Genomic DNA, 24722 nt, shown 5'->3' with positions numbered 1-24722 from the left:
GATCAGCGCGTGGTGGACGTATCCAAGGGCGGCGCGCCCGGTGGCGGCGTCAATCTGACCAAGGGTCAGGCCATCAGCCTGCAGAAGTCCGACGGCGGCAGCCTGACGGCGGTACGTATGGGCCTCGGCTGGCAGGCGGCTCCCCGGCGTGGGCTGTTCGGCTCGCGTACCCGTGAGGTCGACCTCGACGCCTCGGCCGTCCTGTTCGCGGACAAGCAGCCGGTCGACGTCGTCTTCTTCCGTCACCTCGTGAGCGACGACGGCTCGGTGCGCCACACCGGCGACAACCTGGTCGGCGGCGTGGGCCAGGGTGGCGACGACGAGGCGATCCTCGTCGACCTGTCACGGGTGCCGGTCCACATCGACCAGATCGTCTTCACCGTGAACTCCTTCACGGGCCAGACCTTCCAGGAAGTGCAGAACGCGTTCTGCCGTCTGGTCGACGAGACGAACGGCCAGGAGCTCGCCCGCTACACGCTCGCGGGCGGCGGCGCGTACACGGCCCAGATCATGGCCAAGGTGCACCGCACGGGCCCCGGCTGGACGATGACGGCCCTTGGCACTCCTGCCAACGGCCGCACCTTCCAGGACCTGATGCCGGCCATCCTGCCGCACCTGTAGGGGCGGCTCGGCGGGCAGCACACGACACAAGGACACAGGGGGAAGGCGATGGCGGCCGAGCTGGTGCGGGGGCAGAACCACCCGCTCTCCCAGGCCCGTCTGGAGATCAGGGTCGCGGCCGGCACGCCGGTCGTGGTGGGGGCCACGCTCGGCGACGAGCACGGCAAGGTGCACGGCGTCGAGTGGGTCGCCCACCCGGGCGCCCCCACCCTGCCGGGGCTGGAGGTCTCCCGTCAGGCGGCCGCCGACCATCGCCTCGCGGTCGACCTCGGCGCCGTGCCGGAGGCCGTGCACCGGGTCGACGTGCTGCTCGCCCTGCCCGCGGCGGGCGGTGCGGGACCGATGGGCTTCGGCGCCGTCGCCGCCCCGTTCGTCGCGGTCACCGACCTCGACGGCACCGAGATCGCCAGCTACACGATCACCGGCCTGGACGCCGAGTCGGCTGTCGTCGCCCTGGAGCTGTACCGCCGGCAGGGCGCCTGGAAGGTGCGTGCCGTCGGCCAGGGGTACGCGGGCGGGCTCGGCGATCTCCTCGCCGACCAGGGACTGTCCGAGGCGCACCGACTGGCGAGCGGCATCAACGAAGCGGTGGCCCAGGGAGTGGCCCGCTCACTCCCGGCACCGCCGCGCCCGGCCGAGGCCGACCGTTCCCGCCAGACGACCGCACCGGCCACCGGCGGCGACCAGGGCGACCCCGCCGCCCAGGGCGCCTCCGCCGCCGTACCGCCACTGCCGGCGAATGCCTACGGAACCCAGGCCCCCGGCGTCGCACCGCACTCCACGCCTCCGTCCGGCCCGCAGACCCCCGGCATCGCACCGCACCCCACGCCCCCGTCAGGCGGGCAGGTTCCCGGCGTCCCGCCGCAGCCCACACCTTCGTACGCCCCGCCGGTCACCCCGGAGCCCGGTGCACCTCAGCAGCCCGCCTCGCCCTATGGCACATCGGGCACTCCCGTGGCCGGTGGGCCCCAGCAGCCCGCCTCGCCCTACGGCGCGCAGAGCACCCCGGCGGCCGCAGCACCACAGCCGCCCGGAGACCCGCAGGGGCCGGGGCCTGCGGACCACTCCCACGTCGCCCAACCGCCCGGCGCCGCCCCCGGCGGTCCGATCGACTACAGCCACCCGCGCCGGCGGAAGGCGGCGCCTCCTCCTCCGACGACACCGACCCAGGCCCAGCCCGGGCAGCCCGGGCAGCCCCCACAACCGGTCGCCGGGGACGCCACCGGGTGGTCCATGGACGAGCGGCTCTACAACCAGGTGTGGGGCATGTTCGAGGACCTGGCCCGCACCATGGCCGCGTACCGCAGTGCCGTCGACTTCGCCGACTCGCGGATGGAGAAGGAACTCGACCAGGTTCTCTCCGACCCGCGCAGCCGGCTCGGCGGGCAGGGTGACGCCGCACGCGAGGCCGCCCAGGCCAAGCGCGCGCAGCTCGTCGACCAGGCCAGAGCGGTCCTCGACCGGGACCTCGCCCAGCTCACCGCCGAGGCCGACGTCGTCGAGCCCGCGCTGCCGCCGGCGTACGCACGCTGGGACAACCCCGTGTGGCACGGCTATCGCGTGCCGATGGAGGTCCCCATGGCACTGCGCCTGGGCGACGTCCATCTGCCCGAGGCCGCCGAGCTGCGTATACCGCTGCTGGTCCGCCTGCCGCTGGAGCGGGGCCTGTGGATCGACAGCGGACGCGCCGGATCGCTCGACGGCTCGTTCACCGACTCCCACGACCTGCGACGCCTCGCCATGGAGACGGCGGTGGCGCACGCGGCCCGGCTCCTGGCCGTGTATCCGGCGGGCGAGTTCACCGTGCACGTCATCGACCCCGCCGGCTCAGCCGCGCAGGCGCTCGCGCCACTGGTGCGGACGGGCGTGCTCGCCGCCCCGCCCGCCGTCGGCGCGGCAGGGGTGGCGGACGTTCTGTCGCGGCTGACCGAGCGCGTCGATCTGGTGCAGATGGCGGTGCGCGCGGGCGCGGCCGACTCGCTCCCGCCCGGCCTCGACACCGCCGAGCAGCTGCTGATCGTGAACGACTTCCCGCACGGCTTCGACGACCGCGCCGTGACCCAGCTCCGCTACCTCGCGGACGAGGGTTCGGCCGTCGGAGTCCACCTGATGATGGTCGCGGACCGTGAGGAGGCTGCCGGCTACGGCCCGTTGCTCGACCCTCTGTGGCGTTCGCTGCTGCGACTCACCCCGGTGCCCGACGACCACCTCGCCGACCCGTGGGTCGGGCACGCCTGGACGTACGAGCCCTCGCTCGTGCCGTCCGGCAGTCAGGTACTCCAGCAGGTGCTCAGCCAGGTCGCGATGGCTCGTACCAAGTACTCGTAAAGTCGTCTGACCAGCTGTTTTGACCTTTCTTTTGCTTATCGCTTTACCTTTCCTTGGGGATTGGGTACCGTTGTTCCCACGGAGGGGAGTACTCCCTGTCGACTGCGGCGTACCCGTCAATACGGATCAGGCCTGATCCCGGGGCGCCGGCCCATCCTGGGTGGAAGAGACCTCCGGCAGCGCGACGACGCTGGTTACTTGCCGTTACGTAATGCCGGAGGCAGCAGTGGATGTTTCCCCGACCCTGTGGGTCCTGACGATCTTGGGCTTGGCCGCGCTCATCGCGGTCGACTTCTTCATCGGCCGCAAGCCGCACGACGTGTCCATCAAGGAAGCCGGGATCTGGACGATCGTCTGGATCGTCCTGGCCGGACTCTTCGGTCTCGGTCTGCTCGTCTTCGCCGGCGGTCAGCCGTCCGGCGAGTTCTTCGCGGGCTTCATCACCGAGAAGTCCCTGAGCGTCGACAACCTCTTCGTCTTCGTCCTGATCATGGCGAAGTTCGCGGTGCCCTCGCAGTACCAGCAGCGGGTGCTGCTGGTCGGTGTCCTCATAGCCCTGGTGCTCCGGGCGATCTTCATCGCCGCCGGTGCCGCGATCCTCGCCAGCTTCGCGTGGGTCTTCTACCTCTTCGGCGCCTTCCTGATCTGGACCGCCTGGAAGCTCATCCAGGAGGCCCGGGCCGACGAGGAGGACGAGGAGTTCGAGGAGAACAAGCTGCTCAAGGCCGCCGAGCGCCGCTTCGGTGTGGCCGACCGGTACCACGGCACGAAGCTGTGGATCCAGGAGAACGGCAAGCGGGTCATGACCCCGATGCTGGTCGTGATGCTCGCGATCGGTACGACGGACGTCCTGTTCGCCCTCGACTCGATCCCCGCGATCTTCGGCCTGACCCAGGACCCGTACATCGTGTTCACGGCCAACGCGTTCGCGCTGATGGGCCTGAGGCAGCTGTACTTCCTGATCGGCGGCCTGCTCAGGAAGCTGGTCCACCTCAGCTACGGCCTGTCGATCATCCTCGGCTTCATCGGCGTCAAGCTGGTCCTGCACGCGCTGCACGAGTCCGGGGTCCACGTCCCGGAGATCAGCATCCCGGTCTCCCTCGGCGTGATCTGCTCGGTCCTGATCGTCACCACGATCACCAGCCTGCGGGCGTCCAAGAAGCAGGCGGCAGCCGAGGCCGAGAAGGCGGAGGGCGAAGGCGCTCCGAAGGACAGCATCGAGGCCTGACCACATCGGGCGCGGTGACCGAGTTCACGTGACGCCGACTGGCCCCGCGCTCCTGGAGTGCGGGGCCAGTTCGCCTCTGCGACGATCACCGCATGCTCGCTCGGCTCGCGTCGTCCACGACACGGTGGACGTCCGTCGTGCCGGTACTCGCGGTCGTCATGCTGCTGTTCACCTGGGGCCGAGACCTTCCCGGCGCGGTCGTCGCGCTGGCGACCGTGGTCCTGGCGGGAGCTGTCCTGGCCGCCGTGCTGACGGTGGTGCCGGGACGGGCCACGCCACTCCAGGGAGGGGACCATCTGGTGCTGTTCGCGGCGTATCCGGAGCTGGCGATCAATCCCTAGCCGCACCGCGCGCGCTCATCCGGTGGCCGGTTCCGCCGCCACCACGACCGGCACCGGCCGCGTCTCGGGCAACAGCGCGAAGCACCCGAGGCTGAGCAGGGCGACCCCTGTCAGATACGCGCCCACACCCCACGGCACCCGCCCGCCCTGCTCGACGAGAGCGGTCGCCACGAGGGGCGTCAGCGCGCCCCCGACGACCCCGCCGAGGTTGTAGCCGACCGCGGCGCCCGTGCAGCGCACGCGAGGCTCGTACAGCTCCGGCAGATACGCGGCGATCACCGCGAACATGGTGATGAAGGCGAGCATCGCCCCCAGGAAACCGAGGAACATGAGCACCGGCTCTCCCGTAGCGAGGAGCGCGACCATCGGGAACATCCACACGGCGGCGCCCGCACACCCGGCCAGGCACAGTGGCCGCCGTCCGTACCGGTCGCCGAGCAGTGCCGCCACCGGTGTCAGCGAGCCCTTCACCAACACCGCGGCCATGATGCAGGTCAGCATGACGGTACGGCTCACTCCGAGCCGCTCCGTGGCGTACGCGAGGGACCAGGTCGTCACGGCGTAGAAGATCGCGTACCCGACCGCGAGCGCCCCCGCGGTGAGCAGGACGAGCCGCCAGTGGTCACGCGCCACCTCGGCGAGCGGAACGCGCGCGTGGTCGTCGATCCCGAGGAAGCTGGGGCTCTCGGGGAGCGAGGAACGCAGCCACAGCCCCATCACGGCCAGAACCCCGGCCGCCCAGAACGGCACCCGCCAGCCCCACTGCGTGAACTGCGCCTCGGACAGCGTCGCCGACAGCGCCAGCACCACGCCGTTGGCGAGCAGGAAACCCAGCGCCGGCCCGATCTGCGGGAAGCTCGACCACAGGCCACGCCGTTCGGCGGGCGCGTGTTCCACGGTCAGCAGCACGGCCCCGCCCCACTCCCCGCCAAGCCCGAGCCCCTGCAGAAAGCGCAGCACGAGGAGGAGCACGGGAGCGGCGACGCCGATGGTGTCGTAGGCCGGCACGCAGCCGACCGCGACCGTGGACGCGCCCGTCAACAACAGGGAGGCGACCAGGACCGGTCGGCGCCCGTGCCGGTCTCCGATGTGCCCGAACAGCACCGATCCCAGCGGCCGGGCGACGAACCCCACGCCGAACGTCCCGAAGGCGGCCAGCGTCCCCGCCACCGGCGAGAACGTCGGGAAGAACAGCGGCCCCAGGACCAGCGCCGCGGCGGTCCCGTAGACGAAGAAGTCGTAGAACTCGATGGCCGTCCCGGCGAGCGAGGCGGCCGCGAGCCGCAGCATGGAGGGTGCCTTTACGGTGCGTACGTCGTGCATGCCGCGTCAACTACCCACGGTGATCACGGGTTACGGGGGCGCGCGGGGTCGCGGTGTGCGTCAGTAGGTGACGGTGATGCGCCGGGCGGGACCGTCGACGCGGACGATGCCGCCGTAGGGGATGACGAGCTGGGGGTCGGTGTGACCGAAGTCGACATCGAGGACGATCGTGGCGTGGGGGGCGTACGCCCGCATGGCGTGCAGCACGGCCTCGCGCTGTCCGGCGGCGTAACGAGCGGCCTCCCGTGGGCTGTTGGGGCGTTCGAGGGACCAGGTCCTCGCTCGGCCCATCAGCAGCGCGGAGAACCGCTGGAGCAGGCCGCGCTCACCCATGTTGCGCATCGTCGAGAAGACCTCCGTGGCACTCGGCAGGTCCTCCGAGGTCTCCAGGAGGAGCACACCGCCGTCGTACTCGGTCAGGTCGTGCGCGACCTCGCGGTCGGCCATCAGCAGCCAGCCGAGGATCTCCAGACATCCGCCCCAACTGCGGCCCTCGACCACCCTGTCGGGGTTCACCCAGGTCCATCCGGTGCCGGGCCGGGTCTCCGGTTCCGCGTCGAAGGTCGCCGGGTCGGCCCAGTCGCCGTTGACGTCGTTCCATCGCTCGGCGGGCCGCAACTCGTACTCGCCCGAGGTGAACAGGGCCGCGCGCAGCGACTCGGCGGTCTGCGGGTGCATGGCGCCGGGCCGGCCCAGCTCGCACATCACGGTCGCACCGTGGTAACCGACGATTCCGGCGTTGCGCAGGAACGCGAGCAGGTTCGTGTTGTCACTCATCCCGAAGAACGGCTTCGGGTTCGCGGCAATCAACTCCCGGTCCAGCAGCGGCAGTACGGTGATCTGGTCGTCACCGCCGATCGACGCGACGATCGCCTTGATGTCCGGGTCGGCGAAGGCGGCGTGGATGTCGTCGGCACGCTCCTGCGGCGTGGAGCCCATCTTGCGCGTCGCCGGATACTCGACGGGTTCGAGCCCGTACTCCTTGCTCAGCCGCTCCAGTCCCAGCTCGTGAGGGCGCGGGAAGAGCCCGGGCAGGCCGGACGAGGGCGAGATCACGGCTATGCGGTCGCCGGGTGACGGCTTGGGCGGGTACGAGGGCGTCGTCATACGGGGAGGGTACGGGCGGCCGACCCGGCCCCGCACCGTGATAAACCGGGTCTGAGCAGCGGTCCTCACCGGATCGCCCACCCTGAACGGACCGGAGGAACCGTGCCCCGCACCCTGGCCAACGCCCCGATCATGATCCTCAACGGCCCCAACCTGAATCTGCTCGGCCAGCGCCAGCCGGAGATCTACGGCTCCGACACCCTCGCCGACGTCGAGGCCCTGTGCGCCAAGGCGGCGGCCGTGCACGGGGGCACCGTGGACCTCCGCCAGTCCAACCACGAGGGTGAGCTGGTCGACTGGATCCATGAGGCGCGGCTGAACCACTGCGGGATCGTGATCAACCCGGGTGCCTACTCGCACACCTCGGTCGCGATCCTGGATGCGCTCAACACCTGTGACGGGCTTCCGGTGTTGGAAGTCCACATCTCCAACATCCACCAGCGCGAGTCGTTCCGGCACCACTCGTACGTCTCGCTGCGCGCGAACGGCGTCATCGCCGGATGCGGAGTGCAGGGATACGTGTTCGGAGTGGAGCGGGTCGCGGCGCTGGTGGGGGCGGGGCAGGCGGACGCGTAAGCGTTTACGGCGCCCCGCGTGCCCTAGGGCAGCCGGCCGGCCTCCACGATCCGCCGCAGAAAGCGCTGGGTGCGCTCCTGCTGCGGATCGCCGAAGATCTGCTCGGCGCTGCCGCGCTCCAGGACCACACCGCCGTCCAGGAAACACACCTGGTCGGCCACCTCGCGGGCGAAGCTCATCTCGTGCGTGGCCAGCACCATGGTCATGCCGTCGTCCTTCAGATCGCGTACGACGGCGAGGACCTCGCCCACCAGCTCGGGATCCAGCGCGGCGGTGACCTCGTCGAGCAGCAGCAGCCGGGGACGTACGGCCAGAGCGCGCGCGATCGCGACCCGCTGCTGCTGTCCGCCGCTCAGCCGGTCCGGGTACTCGCCCGCCCTGGCGCCGAGGCCGAGCCGCTCCAGCAGCTCACGCGCGCGTGCCTCGGCCTCGGCGCGGGACACGCCGTGCACCCGGCGCGGGGCCAGGGTGATGTTCTCGAGGACGGTCATGTGGGGGAACAGGTTGTACGCCTGGAAGACCACGCCGATACGGCGGCGCACCGCGTCCTGGTCGACACGCGGATCGGTGATCTCCTCGTCGTCCAGCCAGATCGCGCCGTCATCGATGTCCTCCAGGAGGTTGGCGCACCGCAGCAGCGTCGACTTGCCGGAGCCGGAAGCGCCGATCAGCGCGGTCACCGTGTGAGGGGCGACCTCCAGGTCGACGTCCCGTAGGACGACCGTGCCGCCGAACGTCTTGCGGACCGACTCCATGCGCAGCACGGGGACGTCACTCATAGGGATCCTCCCTGGGCCCGCTTACGGTCCATCCGGGCCGTCACCCAGTCCGTGAACCGGGTCATGGGAATGGTCAGCGCCACGAAGACCAGGCCCGCGACGATGTACGGCGTGTAGTTGAGGCTGCGGCCGACGATGATGTCGGCGGCCCGTACGGCGTCCACCGCGCCGCCGATCGACACGAGCCCGGTGTCCTTCTGGAGCGACACCAGGTCGTTGAGCAGAGGCGGCACCTGACGGCGTACGGCCTGCGGGAGGACGACGTACCGCAGCGCCTGCCGGTTGTTGAGGCCGAGTGAGCGTGCCGCGGCGCGCTGCGAGGGGTGGACGGACTCGATGCCGGCGCGGAACACCTCGGCGACGTACGCCGAGTACGTCAGCGTCAGCGCCGTACCGCCCAGCAGCACCGGGTCGACGGTGACACCCTGCAGCCGCAGAGCGGGCACCCCGAGGACCACGATCATCAGGTTGATGATGAGCGGCAGGCCCCGGAAGAAGTCGGTGTAGGCGGCGGCCAGCACCCGCAGCGGGAAGAACACCGGGCCGCGCAGGGTGCGCGCGACGGCTATGAGCATCCCGAGGACCAGCACGGCGGCACCGCAGATCAGCAGCAGCCGGACGTTGAGCCACAGTCCTTCGAGGACCTTGGGCAACGCCTCGCGCGCGTACTGGCCACTGAAGAACGTCTCCTTGGTGCGCGCCCAGCCGGGTGCGTTGACGACGACCAGGTAGAGCACGACGCCGGTGATCAGGGTCGAGAGAGCGGCGACGGCGGTGGCACGGCGGGAGCGGGCGCGCTTGTAGGCCTCGCGGTCGATGCGCCGCTGCGAGGGGACGTACCCCTCGCTCTCCCGGCCGGACTCGTCCTTGGTGAGCGTCACTTGAGTACGGGGGCGTCGACGGCGTCGGACAGCCACTGCTGCTCGATCTTCGCCAGCGTGCCGTTCTCGCGGAGGGCGTCGACGGCCTTCGTCACGCACGGGGTGAGCGAGCTGCCCTTGTCGAGCACGAGCCCGAACTGCTCCGGTGTACCGCCCTGGTTCTCGAACTGCCCCACGATCGTCGCGTCCGTGACCTCGGCCGCGGTGATGTAGAAGGCTGTGGGCAGGTCGACGACGATGGCGTCGACCTGACCGTTCTGCAGGGCGGACTTGGCCTGGTCGTTCTTGGCGTAGGCAGCCGGATCCCGGGTCGGCTTCACCACGTCGTTGATGTAGTCGAGGCTGGTGGTGCCGACCTGGGCGCCCAGCTTGAGGCCCTTCAGGCCGGCGATGCTCGTCGCCTTCGCGGCCTTGCTGTCCTTGAGGGCGATGACGGCCTGACGTACGTCGTAGTAGCCGGACGAGAAGTCCACGGCCTTCTTGCGCTCGTCGCTGATCGACACCTGGTTGATGTCGAAGTCGAACGTCTTCTCGCCGGGCGCGAAGGCCTTGTTGAAGGGGACGCTCTGCCAGACGACGGCGCTCTTGTCGTAGCCGAGCTCCTTCGCCACGGCGTATGCGACCGCCGACTCGAAGCCCTCGCCGTTCGCGGGCTTGCCGTCCTTGAACCACGGCTCGTACGCGGGCTCGTCGGTGGCGATTGTCAGCTTGCCGGAGGTCTCGGTGGCCGGCTTGCCCTTGGCGCAGGTGGTCCCGGCCGACCCCGAAGGCGTGACGGCCGCCTTCTCCTCCGGCTGCGGAGCGCAGCCGACGGCGGTGGCGAGGAGGGCGGTGGTCGCGGCGGCGACGGCGCGGCGCAGCGCGCGCGAGGCAAGAGGCATGGCGGGAGAGTGACAGTCCGCCGCCCCGTTTGTCGAGGTCATGGCGGCATTCGTCCGCATGGTGGGAACGGGTGTTGCGTTCATGTGACCGCGTCCCGCGACGCGCCGCTCGCCGGGGCCGCCGGTCGAGCGGATCGGGCGTTGCGTTCATGTGAACGCGTCCCGCGACGCGCCGCTCGCCGGGGCCGCCGGTCGAGCGGATCGGGCGTTGCGTTCATGTGAACGCGTCCCGCGACGCGCCGCTCGCCGGGGCCGCCGGTCGAGCGGAACGGGCGTTGCGTTCATGTGAACGCGTCCCGCGACGCGCTGCTCGCCGGGGCCGCCGGTCGAGGGCGGGGATCGAAAGACCGGCGGCCCGTACCGCGCAGGAGCCGTCGTCCTGTGCGGGGCTGCCACCAGTTGACTGCGCAACCACGTGCGCCGGGAGCGCGCGCATGGCACCAACGCGTGTGAAGCGTTCACACGGGGCGCGTGCGCGGAGTGGACGCGGGGCGCACACTCATCGCCGCGCGCCTGCTGTTGGTCGACCTCGCGCGCGTGGCCCTCATCTACGCAACGCGCCGGGTACTCACCACTCCCGCGCGCGGGATGCTCACCGGCTCCGCTCGGGGGAGATCATCCGGTGCGGGGGCTGCCACCAGTTGACTGCGAACCCATGCGCGCCGGGAGCGCGCACAGTGCCGTGTGCGCAAGGGTTCACGCCGGGTTCGCGCGGGTCCAGCTCTCATCGAGCGGGGCGCCGGGTGCTCATGTGCCCCGCCTGACGGGCGCTCACCAGCCCCGCGCGCGCCACTCCGGCAGGTGCGGCCGCTCCGCGCCCAGGCTCGTGTCGTTGCCGTGTCCGGGGTACACCCATGTCTCGTCGGGGAGGGCGGCGAAGATCTTCGTCTCGACGTCGTGGATCAGGCTGGCGAACGCCTTCGGGTCCTTGCGGGTGTTGCCCACCCCGCCGGGGAACAGGCAGTCGCCGGTGAACACGTGCGGATGCCCGTGCGGGTCGTCGTAGACGAGGGCGATCGAGCCCGGCGTGTGGCCGACGAGATGGCGCGCGGTGAGCTCCACACGCCCCACGCGGATGATGTCGCCGTCGTCGACCAGGACGTCGGTCGGTACCGGGATGCCGTCGGCGTCGTCCCGTCCCGCGTACGTGCGCGCGCCCGTGGCCGCGACGACCTCGGCGAGCGCCTGCCAGTGGTCACCGTGCTGGTGCGTGGTGACGACCGAGGCGATGCCGTCCTCGCCGATGCTGCCGAGGAGGGTGCCGGCGTCGTTGGCGGCGTCGATGAGCAGCTGCTCGTCCGTGGCCCGGCAGCGCAGCACATAGGCGTTGTTGTCCATCGGACCGACCGCGATCTTCGTGATCATCAGGTCTCGCAGTTCGTGCACATCGGCCGGGCCGCCGACCGTCACCGCTCCGCTGTACGTCATGACGTTCAGCCTATAGCGGGGGAGGGGCCCGGCCGAGGCGGAGCGGACTACAGCGGGGGAAGGGCCGGCAGCGCGCCGCCGGCCGCGGTCAGACCGGATCCGTCGCGGCGCCCCGCGAGCCAGCCCAGCAGGTCGGCCCGGCTGCCGGTGACGGTGATCCGGGCCGCCCCGTCGCGGCCGGTTCGGATGGGGCGATGGTCGTCCTGCTCGATCAGCACGGCGGGTACGCCGGGATGGCCCCGGAAGCGGTCGGCGAGGAAGTCGATCTCGCGCCGGGTGAACTCCTCGGGGAGATCCTCCAGCTCGTACCCGATGGCGAGGTCGACGTGGTGCAGTTCCACCTCGATCCAGCGCCGGAACGGCACCCGGGACGCGGAGTCGGTGACCCCGTTGCGCAGCTCCACCGTGCGCGACCAGTCCACCGGTCCGGCCCCCGCCTCCTGGAAGCGCGCCGCGCTGTCGCGGAGGTCGGTGAGCTGGACGGCGAGGGGGCGTGGGGCGTCCCGCTCGATGTCGCTGTCCCGGGCGTCGGCGGAGGCGTACATGGGACGGCCTTCGAGGACGTTCACCAGGGCGTCCGCGTTGCGGGCCAGGTGGGCGAGGATGTGGCCGCGGCTCCAGCCGGGCAGCCGTGACATCTCCGTCACAGCCGAGTTGTCCAGTTTGGCGACTGCGATGAGCAAGCGTTCGGTAGCGTCACGTACAGACGCCAGGTCATGCGCGTGATCAATCATGGTGCTGACCCTAGCTCCGCCACACCTTCGGGTGAAGGTGGTGAAGCAGCGCCGTAAATCGAATGCACGTGCTATATGGTCGGGCGTGGCGTCGGGCATGCTGGAGAGCCGGGGATTGTTATGCATCCGGGAATCCGACCGGCGTTGTCAGTGGCTCCCCCTAGTCTGAGAAAGCACGGGGGCCCCGCCCCTGTCACTTCTCTCAAGAAAGGTGCGGACCGGCGTGGCCGACCGTCTCATCGTCCGTGGCGCGCGCGAGCACAACCTGAAGAACGTCTCGCTCGACCTGCCTCGCGACTCGCTCATCGTCTTCACGGGCCTGTCCGGGTCGGGCAAGTCCTCCCTGGCCTTCGACACCATCTTCGCCGAGGGCCAGCGGCGCTACGTGGAGTCGCTCTCCTCGTACGCCCGCCAGTTCCTCGGTCAGATGGACAAGCCGGACGTCGACTTCATCGAGGGCCTCTCGCCCGCGGTCTCCATCGACCAGAAGTCGACCTCGCGCAACCCGCGCTCGACGGTCGGCACCATCACCGAGGTCTACGACTATCTGCGACTGCTCTTCGCGCGCATCGGCAAGCCGCACTGCCCCGAGTGCGGCCGCCCGATCTCGCGCCAGTCGCCGCAGGCCATCGTCGACAAGGTCCTGGAGCTGCCGGAGGGGAGCCGCTTCCAGGTGCTGTCGCCGCTCGTCCGTGAGCGCAAGGGCGAGTTCGTCGACCTCTTCGCCGATCTGCAGACCAAGGGCTACTCCCGCGCGCGGGTCGACGGCGAGACGATCCAGCTCTCCAACCCGCCCACGCTGAAGAAGCAGGAGAAGCACACCATCGAGGTGGTCATCGACCGCCTCACGGTGAAGGACTCAGCCAAGCGTCGCCTCACCGACTCCGTGGAGACCGCGCTCGGCCTGTCCGGCGGCATGGTCGTACTCGACTTCGTCGACCTCCCCGAGGACGACCCGGAGCGCGAGCGCATGTACTCCGAGCACCTGTACTGCGCGTACGACGACCTGTCCTTCGAAGAGCTGGAGCCCCGCTCCTTCTCCTTCAACTCCCCCTTCGGCGCCTGCCCCGAGTGCACCGGCATCGGCACCCGCATGGAGGTCGACCCGGAGCTGATCGTCCCGGACGAGGACAAGTCCCTCGACGAGGGCGCCATCCACCCCTGGTCGCACGGTCACACCAAGGACTACTTCGGCCGCCTGATCGGTGCCCTCGCGGACGCCCTGGGATTCCGTACGGACATCCCCTTCGCCGGTCTGCCGCAGCGCGCCAAGAAGGCCCTGCTCCACGGCCACAAGACGCAGATCGAGGTCCGCTACCGCAACCGCTACGGCCGCGAGCGCGTGTACACCACGCCCTTCGAAGGCGCCGTCCCGTTCGTCAAGCGCCGGCACAGCGAGTCAGAGAGCGACGCCAGCCGGGAGCGCTTCGAGGGCTACATGCGCGAGGTGCCCTGCCCCACCTGTGAGGGCACGCGCCTCAAGCCGGTGGTCCTCGCGGTCACCGTCATGGGGAAGTCGATCGCCGAGGTCTCCGGGATGTCCATCAGCGACTGCGCGGACTTCCTGGGCGAGCTGAAGCTGAGCGCCCGCGACAAGAAGATCGCCGAGCGCGTGCTGAAGGAGGTCAACGAGCGGCTCAAGTTCCTGGTCGACGTCGGCCTGGACTACCTCTCGCTGAACCGCGCGGCCGGCACCCTCTCCGGCGGCGAGGCCCAGCGCATCCGCCTCGCCACCCAGATCGGCTCCGGCCTCGTCGGCGTCCTGTACGTCCTCGACGAGCCGTCCATCGGCCTGCACCAGCGCGACAACCACCGGCTCATCGAGACGCTGGTCCGGCTGCGCGACATGGGCAACACGCTGATCGTCGTCGAGCACGACGAGGACACCATCAAGGTCGCCGACTGGATCGTCGACATCGGCCCCGGCGCGGGCGAGCACGGCGGCAAGGTCGTGCACAGCGGCTCCCTGAAGGAGCTGCTCGCCAACCCCGAGTCGATGACCGGTCAGTACCTGTCCGGCAAGAAGGCCATCCCGCTGCCCGACGTGCGGCGCCCACAGGACCCGTCCCGCCGGCTCACGGTGCACGGCGCCCGCGAGAACAACCTCCAGGACATCGACGTGTCCTTCCCGCTGGGCGTGTTCACCGCGGTCACGGGCGTGTCCGGCTCCGGCAAGTCGACGCTGGTCAACGACATCCTGTACACGCACCTGGCCCGCGAGCTCAACGGCGCCCGGAGCGTTCCGGGACGGCACACGCGCGTGGACGGCGACGACCTCGTCGACAAGGTCGTACACGTCGACCAGTCGCCCATCGGCCGTACGCCCCGCTCGAACCCTGCGACGTACACCGGCGTCTTCGACCACGTCCGCAAGCTGTTCGCCGAGACCACCGAGGCGAAGGTCCGCGGCTACCTGCCCGGCCGCTTCTCCTTCAACGTCAAGGGCGGCCGCTGCGAGAACTGCGCGGGCGACGGCACGATCAAGATCGAGATGAACTTCCTCCCGGACGTGTACGTCCCGTGCGAGGTCTGCCACGGTGCCCGGTACAACCGGGAGACCCTGGACGTCCACTACAAGGGCAAGTCCATCGCCGACATCCTGAACATGCCGATCGAGGAAGCCATGCACTTCTTCGAGGCCGTGCCGGCGATCTCCCGCCACCTGAGGACGCTCAACGACGTCGGGCTCGGCTACGTCCGTCTCGGTCAGTCGGCGACCACCCTCTCCGGCGGCGAGGCCCAGCGGGTGAAGCTCGCCAGCGAGCTCCAGAAGCGCTCCACCGGACGCACGGTCTACGTCCTGGACGAGCCGACCACCGGTCTGCACTTCGAGGACATCAGCAAGCTGCTCACCGTCCTGGCCGGTCTCGTCGACAAGGGCAACACGGTCATCGTCATCGAGCACAACCTCGACGTGATCAAGACCGCCGACTGGGTCGTCGACATGGGACCCGAGGGTGGCGCCGGCGGCGGCCTGGTCGTCGCCGAGGGCACGCCCGAGCAGGTCGCCGGGGTCCCGGCCAGCCACACCGGCAAGTTCCTCCGGGAGATCCTCGACTCCGACCGGATCAGTGACGCGGCGCCGGTGAAGGCCCCGCGCAACACGGCGGCCAGGAAGACGATGGCCAAGACGGCGGCTGCCAAGAAGGCGGTGGCGGCCACATCGGCGGTGAGGAAGACGGCGACGGCCAGTACGACCACCGCGAAGACCGCCAAGGTCGTCGACACCACGGCGGCCAAGAAGGCGACCGCGGCGACGAAGAAGGCGGCGCCTGCGAAGAAGGCGACCCGGGCCCGCAAGGCCTGACGGGCAGAGCCGGACACCTGGCAGGGAGAGCCGGACAAGGGAGCGCCGAGAGGGACCGCTGCGGGGTGCGGGCAAACAGCCCGCAGCGGCCCAGACCACCTGCGAAGGCTGCCCCGTCCAACAGAACGCGGGGCCTCAGGCCAGCTCCGCCGCGTACGGCGGCTCCGCCCCCGCGCGTGAGCACGTGATCGCCGCCGCCCGCGCCGCGAACCTCAACAGCTCCGCCCAGCCGTCCGCGCCCAGGCCGGCGAGCGCCTCCGGAGACAGGGCGTCACGGGCGGACAGGCCGTGCAGCAGGGCCGCGTTCACGGTGTCACCGGCGCCGATCGTGTCCACGACGTCGACCTTCTCGCCCGGCACCGCGTGCACCGCCCCGTCCCTGGTGAAGGCCGTCAGTCCGTCGCCGCCCTGCGTGATCACGACGGCCGAGGGCCCCGCGGCCAGCCACTCGCGCGGGGTACCGCCCAGCCACAGCGCGTCCTCTTCGGAGAGCTTGAGCAGCGACACCGACGGCAGCCAGCTCTTGAAGCGGGCCCGGTAGGCGTCCGCGTCGGGGATCAGACCCGCCCGGATGTTCGGGTCGAGCGCGGTGAACACGCCGTGCGCGGACGCGCTCCGCATCAGCTCCTCGTAGGCGCTCGCGCCCGGCTCCAGGACGAGTGAGCAGGTTCCGAAGGAGATCGCCCGGGTCTCCGGGAGCAGCTCCGAGGGCGTGGTGAACAGCCGGTCCGCGGTGCCGTCGACGTAGAAGGAGTAGGCGGCCGAGCCGTGCGTGTCGACGGTGGCGACCGCGAGCGTGGTCGGCTCCGTGCCGCGCTGTACGGCCGTCACGTCCACCCCCGCCGCCCGCAGCCCGTCGAGCAGCGCCTCGCCGAAGGCGTCGTACGAGATGCGGGAGCAGAAGGCCGTGGGGGAGCCGAGCCGGCCGAGGGCCAGGGCCGTGTTGTACGGGCCGCCGCCGAGCGCCGGCTTCAGGCCCGCGAGGGCGCCCGTACCCTGCGGCACCAGGTCGATCAGGGCCTCTCCGGCGACGACGATCACGCGACGGTTCCTCTCTCGGACTGCGAGGGCTGCAAGGGCTGTGACGGCTGTGAGGACCGCAGCGACTGAGGGGACTGGGACGGCTGAGCGGACCGCGAAGACAGAGGGAGCTGGGAGTCCCGCGCCGACGGCTTCGGCTCGTCGGCGCAGCCGCACGAGGCGCGGTGGACGAACGTGCAGGCGAGCCGCACGGTGCGGGCCGGCCGGTCCGGCGTGGCGAGACGCTCCAGGAGCACGTGGAACGCCCGGGCGCCGATCTCCTTGCTGGGCTGGGCGATCGCGGTGAGCCGCGGAGTGAACAGGTCGGCCCAGACGAAGTCGTCGAAGCAGCACAGCGCGATGTCGTCCGGCACGGACAGGCCGCGCCCGCGCAGAGCGCGCAGGGCGCCGATGGTCATCGCGTTGTTCGCGGTGACGAGCGCGGTGGGCGGGGCGGCGAGGGACAGCAGGTCCGCGGTGGCCCGTTCGCCCCCGTCCGAGTCGGAGTCGCCGTGCACGACGAGGCGTTCGTCATAGGGGTACCCGGCGGCGGCCAGGCCGTGCCGGTACCCGGTGATCCGCTCGCGGGTGGTGCTCAGCCCGGCCCGGCCCGCGACCAGGGCGATCCGCCGGTGACCGAGCCCGGCGAGATGGGTGACCAGCTGGGCCGTGGGTTCGGCGCTGTCGGCGCAGACCTGGTCGAAGCGCGGTGTGCGGTCCTCGGAAGAGTCGATCACCCGGTCGAGGAAAACAGCCGGTACGTCATGACGCGTGAGGTAGGCGACGAGCTCCCGCGGGTCGGCGGAGGGCGCGACGATCATGCCGTCCACCCGCCGTTCGTGCAGGAGCTGGACGACCTTGAGCTCGTGCTCCGGGTCGTCGTGCGGGTCGGCGATGAGCAGGCTGTAGCCGTGCTCCAGGGCGGCGGCCTCGACTCCCTGGAGGATCTCCGTGAAGTACGGGTTGCTGATCGCCGACACCGCCAGGCCGACCGACCGGGTGCGGGAGGTCACCAGGGAGCGGGCGAGGGTGTTGGGCGTGTAGCCGAGCTCCTCGACGGCGTCCAGCACGGCCTGGCGGGTGTGCGGCAGGACCGGCCGGGTGCCGTTCAGCACGTGCGAGACGGTCGCCACGGACACGCCGGCGCTGCGCGCGACGTCGGCCATGGTCGGCATGGGCCCTCCTCCCGGAACGGGTAGCGGAAGCGGAAGCGGCAGAGCAGAGGCAGCGAGAGCTGCACCGGCGCGGAAGCTGCCCAGGCACCGGCCAAGACACCCAGCCAGACACCAGCCCCGGCACCAGCCCCCCGGGAACGTATCGCATACCGAGCTCCACGTAAACGCTTGCGCAAACGCTTACGTGCGGTTGCGGTCACCGGTCCAAGGGCGACGGGTCACTCCCAGTCCCACCCGATCCCCACGACCCCGGACCGGACCCGGGGCTCGACGAGGTGCACGGAGTGATGCCGGCCGGTCAGGGCCAGCTCCTGACGCCCGCTGCGCGGCGCCGCGGCGGAGTGCTGGGCGAACCGGTGGCAGCGCACCGGCAGCGCGTGCTCGTCGAAGCGCACCTGGAGCGCGTACTGGCCGCCCGCCGGACCGAAACCGCGCACGTACTCCCGTGAGACACCGGCCGTGCCGTCCTCGACTCCGTAGCGGAAGAGGAACGTGTCACCGGCCCGCAGCCGGGTGTCGAAGAGCAGTTCGGCCACGAGCACCCCGGTGTCGTGGTCGGAACACACACGTCCCGTCCGGCAGTTCTCCACGGCGTGGACGGTCATGCGCTCCGGGGCGCACCCCGGGTCCCCGTGGTGGACGGCCAGGAAGCGGTCGACGCCGTCCCGGTGGGCGCGCACGATGTGGTGCGACTCGCGCCCCGCCAGCTCGCGGCGCCCGCCGATCCGAACCCGCTCGTGGTGCCCGAGGGTGTGCAGCCCGCCGTCGAGCGGCGAGCCCAGCTCGGCCAGCAGGTGTTCCAGGACGCCGGAGGCCTCGACGAGGGAACGGTAGGAGCGTGCCGCGGGCCGCGGTGCGGCCGGATCCTCGTCGGTCTGGGCGAGCAGCCGGATCAGCGACTCCTCCGGCAGCTGGAGGATCTCCTCCAGCGCCCGGACGGCCCGCAGAGACTCCGGGCGTTGCGGGCGCCGGGCGCCCTGTTGCCAGTAACTCAGACTAGTCACGCCGACCTTGACCCCGTGACGCGACAGATGGTGCTGCACGCGCTGCAGCGGCAGCCCGCGGGCGGCGATCGCGGCGCGCAGCGCGACATGGAAGGGGCCGACACGCAGGGCCGCGTCCAGTTCCGCGGTGGCGACGTCCGCGTGCTGTGTGGCGTGCGGCATGCAGGGGCCTTTCTGTGAAAGTTCACAACGGCTGGTCAGACCGTTCGCGGGAGTCGTCAGGACCACCGGTGCGGCGCCGGGGGTCTTCACATCCGTACGCCGACGTTCAGGGCCCCGAGTTCCCCCGCATTGAAGCGTGTTGACCAAGCCCCGACAACACCTGATGCCCAACCGTGGTGCACCCCTGGCCGACTTCGCGCCACGCCGACCTGGGCGGAAATCCGCTGGGCGGGAATCCGCTCATGCGACCGGCTCCTCGGCCCGGTCGCCGACGAGCCCTCCGGCAGCTGTCGGCGAGCAGACGCAAGGTCGGCCGGCCATCTCCTTGTGAGCCGGGTCACGGATGCGGACGACTCCACCCGAGGACCAGGCCAAGCCTGATGCCTGATGCCGGAAGCCGGAAGCCGGAAGCCGGAAGCCGGATGCAGGTATCCGGAAGCCGAAAGCTGGGAAGGGGGCCCGCCCGCACCATCCCGGGCAGCTGCTCGCCCTCCAGGAGGACACCGGCGGCCACTGACGGGTACCGGCGGTTCGCACCCTTCAGGAGTCTCGCTGAGAGCGTCGGCCCGTCCACGGGCTCGCCGCGCTGTCACCCCCCGCCAGTAGGGTGTGAGACATGGCCGACCCCTCCAGCTACCGCCCCAAGCCGGGACAGATCCCGGACTCTCCCGGGGTGTACAGGTTCCGTGACGAGCACCGCAGGGTGATCTACGTCGGAAAGGCGAAGAGCCTGCGCCAGCGCCTGGCGAACTACTTCCAGGACCTGGCGGGCCTGCACCCCCGCACCCGCACCATGGTCACCACGGCAGCGTCCGTGGAGTGGACGGTGGTGTCCACCGAGGTCGAGGCCCTCCAGCTGGAGTACTCCTGGATCAAGGAGTACGACCCCCGGTTCAACGTCAAGTACCGCGACGACAAGAGCTACCCGTACCTCGCGGTGACGATGAACGAGGAGTTCCCGCGCGTACAGGTGATGCGCGGTCAGAAGAAGAAGGGCGTGCGCTACTTCGGGCCGTACGGCCACGCGTGGGCGATCCGTGACACCGTCGACCTCCTGCTGCGCGTCTTCCCGGTCCGCACCTGCTCGGCCGGCGTCTTCAAGAACGCCGCCCGCACCGGCCGCCCCTGCCTGCTCGGCTACATCGGCAAGTGCTCCGCACCCTGCGTCGACCGCGTCTCCGCCGAAGAGCACCGCGAACTCGCCGAGGAGTTCAGCGACTTCATGGCGGGCCGTACAGGCACGTACATCCGCCGCCTCGAGAAGCAGATGACCGACGCGGCCGAGGAGATGGAGTACGAGCGGGCGGCCCGCCTGCGCGACGACATCGAGGCCCTGAAGAAGGCCATGGAGAAGAGCGCGGTCGTGCTCGCCGACGCGACCGACGCCGACCTCATCGCGGTCGCCGAGGACGAGCTGGAAGCCGCCGTGCAGATCTTCCACGTCCGCGGCGGACGAGTACGCGGCCAGCGTGGCTGGGTCACCGACAAGGTCGAGGAGATCACCACCGGAGCCCTGGTGGAGCACGCCCTCCAGCAGCTCTACGGCGAGGAGACCGGCGACTCGGTCCCCAAGGAGGTCCTCGTCCCGGCCCTGCCCGACCCGGTGGAACCGGTCCAGGAGTGGCTGACCGTGCGCCGAGGCTCCAACGTGTCGCTGCGCATCCCGCAGCGGGGCGACAAGAAGGCCCTCATGGAGACCGTGCAGCGCAACGCGCTCCAGGCGCTCGCCCTGCACAAGACCAAGCGCGCGTCCGACCTGACCACGCGCTCGCGCGCGCTGGAGGAGATCGCCGAGGCCCTGGACCTGGACAGCGCCCCGCTCAGGATCGAGTGCTACGACATCTCGCACCTCCAGGGTGACGACGTGGTGGCGTCCATGGTCGTCTTCGAGGACGGGCTCCAGCGCAAGAGCGAGTACCGCCGCTTCCAGATCAAGGGCTTCGAGGGACAGGACGACGTCCGCTCCATGCACGAGGTGCTTACCCGGCGCTTCCGGCGCTACCTCGCCGAGAAGGAGCGGACGGGGGAGTGGACCGACGGAGAGGACGGCCTCGACGACGGCCTGGCGGGCAACGGCCTCAACGACGGCAACGGCCTCAAGGACGACGACGGCCGCCCCAAGCGCTTCGCCTACCCGCCCCAGCTCGTCGTCGTCGACGGCGGGCAGCCCCAGGTGGCCGCCGCCAAGAAGGCCCTCGACGAGCTCGGCATCGACGACATCGCCGTCTGCGGCCTGGCCAAGCGCCTGGAGGAGGTCTGGCTGCCGCACGACGACGACCCGGTGGTCCTGCCCCGCAGCAGCGAGGGCCTCTACCTCCTCCAGCGCGTCCGCGACGAGGCGCACCGCTTCGCGATCACCTATCAGCGCACCAAACGCGCCAAGCGCTTCCGGGCGAGCCCTCTGGACGACGTCCCGGGGCTCGGGGATGCGCGCAAGCAGGCAGTGCTGAAGCATTTCGGTTCGTTGAAGAAACTGCGATCCGCCACCATCGACCAGATCTGTGAGGTTCCCGGCATAGGCCGCAAGACGGCCGAGACGATCGCCGTGGCCCTTGCCCGGACGGCTCCGGCCACGCCGGCGGTGAACACGGCGACTGGAGAGATCATGGAAGAGGAACCCGACACCATGGGTTCCAGTGGGGAGCCCGTGACGACGGGCGCCCCGGACGAACGACGGGGGCAGGAGACATGAATGTGAACGAGCGCGATGTGCAACAAAACCAAGCCGGAGACGGAGCACAGGTGAGTACGGGCACGCCCAACGAGACGGCCGCGGTCCCGGAGGCGGCCATCCCCGAGCTGGTGATCATCTCCGGCATGTCCGGGGCCGGCCGCTCCACGGCCGCCAAGTGTCTGGAGGACCTCGGCTGGTTCGTCGTCGACAACCTCCCGCCCGCGCTGATCCCCACGATGGTGGAGCTCGGCGCCCGCTCCCAGGGCAACGTGGCGCGGATCGCGGTCGTCGTCGACGTCCGGGGGCGCCGCTTCTTCGACAACCTCCGCGAGTCCCTCGCCGACCTGGACAGCAGGCAGGTCACCCGGCGGATCGTCTTCCTGGAGTCCTCGGACGACGCCCTGGTGCGCCGCTTCGAGTCGGTGCGCCGCCCGCACCCCCTCCAGGGCGACGGCCGCATCGTCGACGGCATCGCCGCCGAGCGGGAGCTGCTGCGCGAGCTGCGCGGCGACGCCGACCTGGTGATCGACACCTCCAGCCTGAACGTGCACGAGCTGCGCGCCAAGATGGACGCCCAGTTCGCGGGCGAGGAGGAGCCCGAGCTGCGGGCCACCGTCATGTCCTTCGGCTTCAAGTACGGCCTCCCGGTCGACGCCGACCTGGTCGCGGACATGCGCTTCCTGCCCAACCCGCACTGGGTCCCGGAGCTGCGCCCCTTCTCCGGCCTCAACGAGGAGGTCGCCGCGTACGTCTTCAACCAGCCCGGCGCCAAGGAGTTCCTCGACCGGTACGCCGAGCTGCTCAGGCTCATCGCGGCCGGCTACCGCCGTGAGGGCAAGAGGTACGTGACCATCGCCATCGGCTGCACCGGCGGCAAGCACCGATCGGTCGCCACCTCGGAGAAGCTGGCCGCGCGCCTCGCGGCCGAGGGCGTGGAGACGGTGGTCGTGCACCGGGACATGGGACGGGAATGACGGGACGTACTCCGCGGCTGAGCAAGCTGCGCCGGGCCGTGCCCGAGGGGCGCGCGAGCCGGCCCGTCGAGGCCCGTGGCGCCAAACCCCGCCGTCGTGGCGCCCAGCCCAAGGTGGTCGCCCTCGGCGGCGGCATGGGCCTGTCCGCCTCGCTCGCCGCACTGCGCCGGATCACCGGCGATCTCACCGCCGTCGTCACCGTGGCCGACGACGGCGGCTCCAGCGGACGCCTGCGCGACGAGCTGGGGGTGCTGCCGCCGGGGGACCTGCGCAAGGCCCTGGCCGCGCTGTGCGGAGACGACGACTGGGGCCAGACCTGGGCCCGGGTCATCCAGCACCGCTTCCAGTCCAAGGGCGATCTGCACGAACACGCGGTCGGCAATCTGCTGATCGTGGCCCTGTGGGAGCAGCTCGGCGACCACGTCCAGGCTCTCGACCTGGTCGGCAGGCTGCTGGGCGCGCACGGGCGCGTGCTGCCCATGTCCGCCGTACCGCTGGAGCTCCAGGCCCTGGTCAAGGGCCATGACCCGGACCGGCCTGAGGACGTCGAGACCGTGCGGGGACAGGCGACCGTCGCCCTCACGCCGGGCGAGGTGCAGTCCGTGCACCTGGTGCCGCCCGACCCGCCCGCGGTGCCGGAGGCGGTGGCGGCCGTCCTCGACGCGGACTGGGTGGTTCTCGGTCCGGGCTCCTGGTTCTCCTCGGTGATCCCGCATCTGCTCGTGCCCGAACTCCTGGACGCGCTCACCCAGACGAAGGCGCGGCGGGTGCTCTCCTTGAACCTCGCCCCGCAGCCGGGAGAAACCGATGGCTTCTCCCCGCAGCGTCATTTGGAGGTTTTGGGACGACACGCCCCTAAACTCGCCCTGGACGTGGTGCTGGCCGACGAGGCCGCCGTGCCCGACCGCGAAGTGCTGACCGAGGCCGCCAAGCGGCTCGGTGCCGCGGTCGAGCTGGCCCCGGTCGCCCGGGGTGACGAAACTCCTCGGCACGACCCGGAGCTGTTGGCCGCCGCGTACGACCGTATTTTTCGGATGCATGGAAGGATCGGCCCATGGCGATGACGGCAGCGGTGAAGGACGAGATCTCCCGGCTCCCCGTCACCCGTACCTGCTGCAGGAAGGCGGAGGTCTCCGCCATTCTGCGGTTCGCCGGCGGCCTCCACCTGGTGAGCGGGCGCATCGTGATCGAGGCGGAGCTGGACACCGCGATGGCGGCCCGCCGCCTCAAGCGGGACACTCTGGAGATCTTCGGCCACAGCTCCGAACTGATCGTGATGGCGCCCGGCGGACTGCGCCGCGGCTCGCGCTACGTGGTGCGGGTGGTCGCCGGCGGTGACCAGCTGGCCCGGCAGACCGGCCTGGTCGACGGCCGGGGCCGCCCGATCCGCGGCCTGCCCCCGCAGGTCGTCTCCGGCGCCACCTGTGACGCGGAGGCCGCCTGGCGCGGTGCCTTCCTGGCGCACGGCTCGCTCACCGAGCCGGGCCGTTCCTCCTCCCTGGAGGTGACGTGCCCGGGTCCCGAGGCCGCGCTCGCCCTGGTCGGCGCGGCCCGCCGCCTGTCGATCGCCGCGAAGGCCCGCGAGGTGCGGGGAGTGGACCGGGTCGTCGTCCGTGACGGTGACGCGATCGGCGCCCTGCTGACCCGGCTCGGCGCCCACGAGTCGGTGCTGGCCTGGGAGGAGCGCCGGATGCGCCGCGAGGTGCGGGCCACGGCGAACCGTCTCGCCAACTTCGACGACGCCAACCTGCGCCGCTCCGCGCGCGCGGCCGTCGCCGCCGGTGCCCGCGTCCAGCGCGCCCTGGAGATCCTCGCCGACGACGTCCCCGAGCACCTGGCCGCCGCCGGCCGGCTGCGCATGGACCACAAGCAGGCCTCCCTGGAGGAGCTGGGCGCGCTCGCCGACCCGCCGCTGACCAAGGACGCCGTGGCCGGCCGTATCCGCCGCCTGCTGGCGATGGCCGACAAGCGGGCCCAGGACCTCGGCATCCCGGGCACGGAGTCCAGCATCACCGAGGAGATGGCGGACAACCTCGTGGGGTGACCCGCGCGGTACGTTCAACACGCCGGTGCCGACGCCCACTTGGGTGATCTGCACCGGCGTTTGCGTGTCGTTGAGGCACCCTTGACTGGATCATGGACTGACATGAGCCTGGCATCTGTTCGCCGACGTGGCGAA

Annotated in this window: 19 protein-coding genes and 1 pseudogene; 10 read left to right on the top strand and 10 right to left on the bottom strand. The window is 70.8% G+C overall.

The annotated features are described in order from the left end of the window. Positions 1–54: 54 nt before the first annotated feature. From ACWBNA_RS06915 to ACWBNA_RS06900, 4 genes and pseudogenes are all read left to right on the top strand, one after another. Positions 55–621 (top strand): TerD family protein, encoded by a 567-nt coding sequence (locus ACWBNA_RS06915; protein WP_482703350.1) that lies wholly within the window; start codon positions 55–57, stop codon positions 619–621. 48 nt (positions 622–669) lie between these two features. Next, positions 670–2949, top strand: a complete 2280-nt coding sequence (locus ACWBNA_RS06910) for a TerD family protein (protein WP_482703311.1) — start codon at positions 670–672, stop codon at positions 2947–2949. A gap of 226 nt (positions 2950–3175) precedes the next feature. Then, complete coding sequence (locus ACWBNA_RS06905; RefSeq protein WP_482703349.1) at positions 3176–4177, top strand: TerC/Alx family metal homeostasis membrane protein; 1002 nt, start codon at positions 3176–3178, stop codon at positions 4175–4177. 92 nt (positions 4178–4269) lie between these two features. Then, positions 4270–4425 (top strand): annotated as a pseudogene (locus ACWBNA_RS06900) (ionic transporter y4hA); the annotation flags it as partial. A gap of 108 nt (positions 4426–4533) precedes the next feature. Here the strand turns inward: ACWBNA_RS06900 and ACWBNA_RS06895 are convergent. Continuing rightward, complete coding sequence (locus ACWBNA_RS06895; RefSeq protein WP_482703310.1) at positions 4534–5841, bottom strand: MFS transporter; 1308 nt, start codon at positions 5839–5841, stop codon at positions 4534–4536. A gap of 60 nt (positions 5842–5901) precedes the next feature. Continuing rightward, positions 5902–6948: a S66 family peptidase gene (locus tag ACWBNA_RS06890; protein ID WP_482703309.1), complete on the bottom strand. Its 1047-nt coding sequence runs from the start codon at positions 6946–6948 to the stop codon at positions 5902–5904. Between the two features lie 102 nt (positions 6949–7050). Between ACWBNA_RS06890 and aroQ the strand changes: the two genes are divergently transcribed. Next, entirely contained in the window at positions 7051–7524 is a 474-nt protein-coding gene (aroQ, locus tag ACWBNA_RS06885) for a type II 3-dehydroquinate dehydratase (protein WP_482703308.1), read from the top strand. 23 nt (positions 7525–7547) lie between these two features. On the opposite strand, the gene ACWBNA_RS06880 is transcribed toward aroQ, so the two are convergent. The 5 genes from ACWBNA_RS06880 to ACWBNA_RS06860 form a co-directional block, all read right to left on the bottom strand. Continuing rightward, positions 7548–8303: an amino acid ABC transporter ATP-binding protein gene (locus ACWBNA_RS06880; RefSeq protein WP_482703307.1), complete on the bottom strand. Its 756-nt coding sequence runs from the start codon at positions 8301–8303 to the stop codon at positions 7548–7550. After that, complete coding sequence (locus ACWBNA_RS06875) at positions 8300–9184, bottom strand: amino acid ABC transporter permease (RefSeq protein WP_482703306.1); 885 nt, start codon at positions 9182–9184, stop codon at positions 8300–8302. Before ACWBNA_RS06875 ends, ACWBNA_RS06880 begins: the two co-directional genes overlap by 4 nt. Continuing rightward, positions 9181–10065, bottom strand: coding sequence for an ABC transporter substrate-binding protein (locus tag ACWBNA_RS06870; protein WP_482703305.1), 885 nt, complete (start codon positions 10063–10065; stop codon positions 9181–9183). The genes ACWBNA_RS06875 and ACWBNA_RS06870 overlap by 4 nt, the downstream gene beginning before the upstream one ends. 771 nt (positions 10066–10836) lie before the next feature. Then, the gene (locus ACWBNA_RS06865) at positions 10837–11493 is read right to left on the bottom strand and encodes an MBL fold metallo-hydrolase (RefSeq protein WP_482703304.1); all 657 of its coding nucleotides are present in this window, start codon (positions 11491–11493) and stop codon (positions 10837–10839) included. A gap of 47 nt (positions 11494–11540) precedes the next feature. Further along, positions 11541–12227, bottom strand: coding sequence for a maleylpyruvate isomerase family mycothiol-dependent enzyme (locus tag ACWBNA_RS06860; protein ID WP_482703303.1), 687 nt, complete (start codon positions 12225–12227; stop codon positions 11541–11543). 223 nt (positions 12228–12450) lie between these two features. Here ACWBNA_RS06860 and uvrA point away from each other — a divergent pair, with 223 nt between their 5' ends. After that, positions 12451–15534 carry an excinuclease ABC subunit UvrA gene (gene uvrA / locus ACWBNA_RS06855; RefSeq protein ID WP_482703302.1) on the top strand — a complete coding sequence of 1028 codons (3084 nt, stop codon included), beginning with the start codon at positions 12451–12453 and terminating at the stop codon, positions 15532–15534. 135 nt (positions 15535–15669) lie between these two features. On the opposite strand, the gene ACWBNA_RS06850 is transcribed toward uvrA, so the two are convergent. The 3 genes from ACWBNA_RS06850 to ACWBNA_RS06840 form a co-directional block, all read right to left on the bottom strand. Next, positions 15670–16575, bottom strand: a complete 906-nt coding sequence (locus tag ACWBNA_RS06850; protein WP_482703301.1) for a carbohydrate kinase family protein — start codon at positions 16573–16575, stop codon at positions 15670–15672. Beyond that, positions 16572–17729 (bottom strand): LacI family DNA-binding transcriptional regulator, encoded by a 1158-nt coding sequence (locus ACWBNA_RS06845; RefSeq protein WP_482703300.1) that lies wholly within the window; start codon positions 17727–17729, stop codon positions 16572–16574. Before ACWBNA_RS06845 ends, ACWBNA_RS06850 begins: the two co-directional genes overlap by 4 nt. A gap of 218 nt (positions 17730–17947) precedes the next feature. Further along, complete coding sequence (locus ACWBNA_RS06840) at positions 17948–18895, bottom strand: hypothetical protein (protein ID WP_482703299.1); 948 nt, start codon at positions 18893–18895, stop codon at positions 17948–17950. 616 nt (positions 18896–19511) lie between these two features. Between ACWBNA_RS06840 and uvrC the strand changes: the two genes are divergently transcribed. The 4 genes from uvrC to whiA are packed head-to-tail and all read left to right on the top strand — an operon-like array spanning position 19512 to position 24587. Beyond that, positions 19512–21587, top strand: coding sequence for an excinuclease ABC subunit UvrC (uvrC, locus tag ACWBNA_RS06835; RefSeq protein WP_482703298.1), 2076 nt, complete (start codon positions 19512–19514; stop codon positions 21585–21587). Further along, entirely contained in the window at positions 21584–22543 is a 960-nt protein-coding gene (rapZ, locus tag ACWBNA_RS06830) for an RNase adapter RapZ (protein WP_482703297.1), read from the top strand. Before uvrC ends, rapZ begins: the two co-directional genes overlap by 4 nt. Beyond that, entirely contained in the window at positions 22540–23607 is a 1068-nt protein-coding gene (locus ACWBNA_RS06825) for a gluconeogenesis factor YvcK family protein (RefSeq protein WP_482703296.1), read from the top strand. Before rapZ ends, ACWBNA_RS06825 begins: the two co-directional genes overlap by 4 nt. Continuing rightward, positions 23598–24587 (top strand): DNA-binding protein WhiA, encoded by a 990-nt coding sequence (whiA, locus tag ACWBNA_RS06820; RefSeq protein WP_482703295.1) that lies wholly within the window; start codon positions 23598–23600, stop codon positions 24585–24587. The genes ACWBNA_RS06825 and whiA overlap by 10 nt, the downstream gene beginning before the upstream one ends. Positions 24588–24722: the final 135 nt, after the last annotated feature.

It is taken from the genome of Streptomyces sp. Q2 (genome assembly GCF_056820935.1).
The sequence above is the reverse complement of the archived record's forward strand: the minus strand, read 5'-3'. Positions and strand labels throughout refer to the sequence as shown.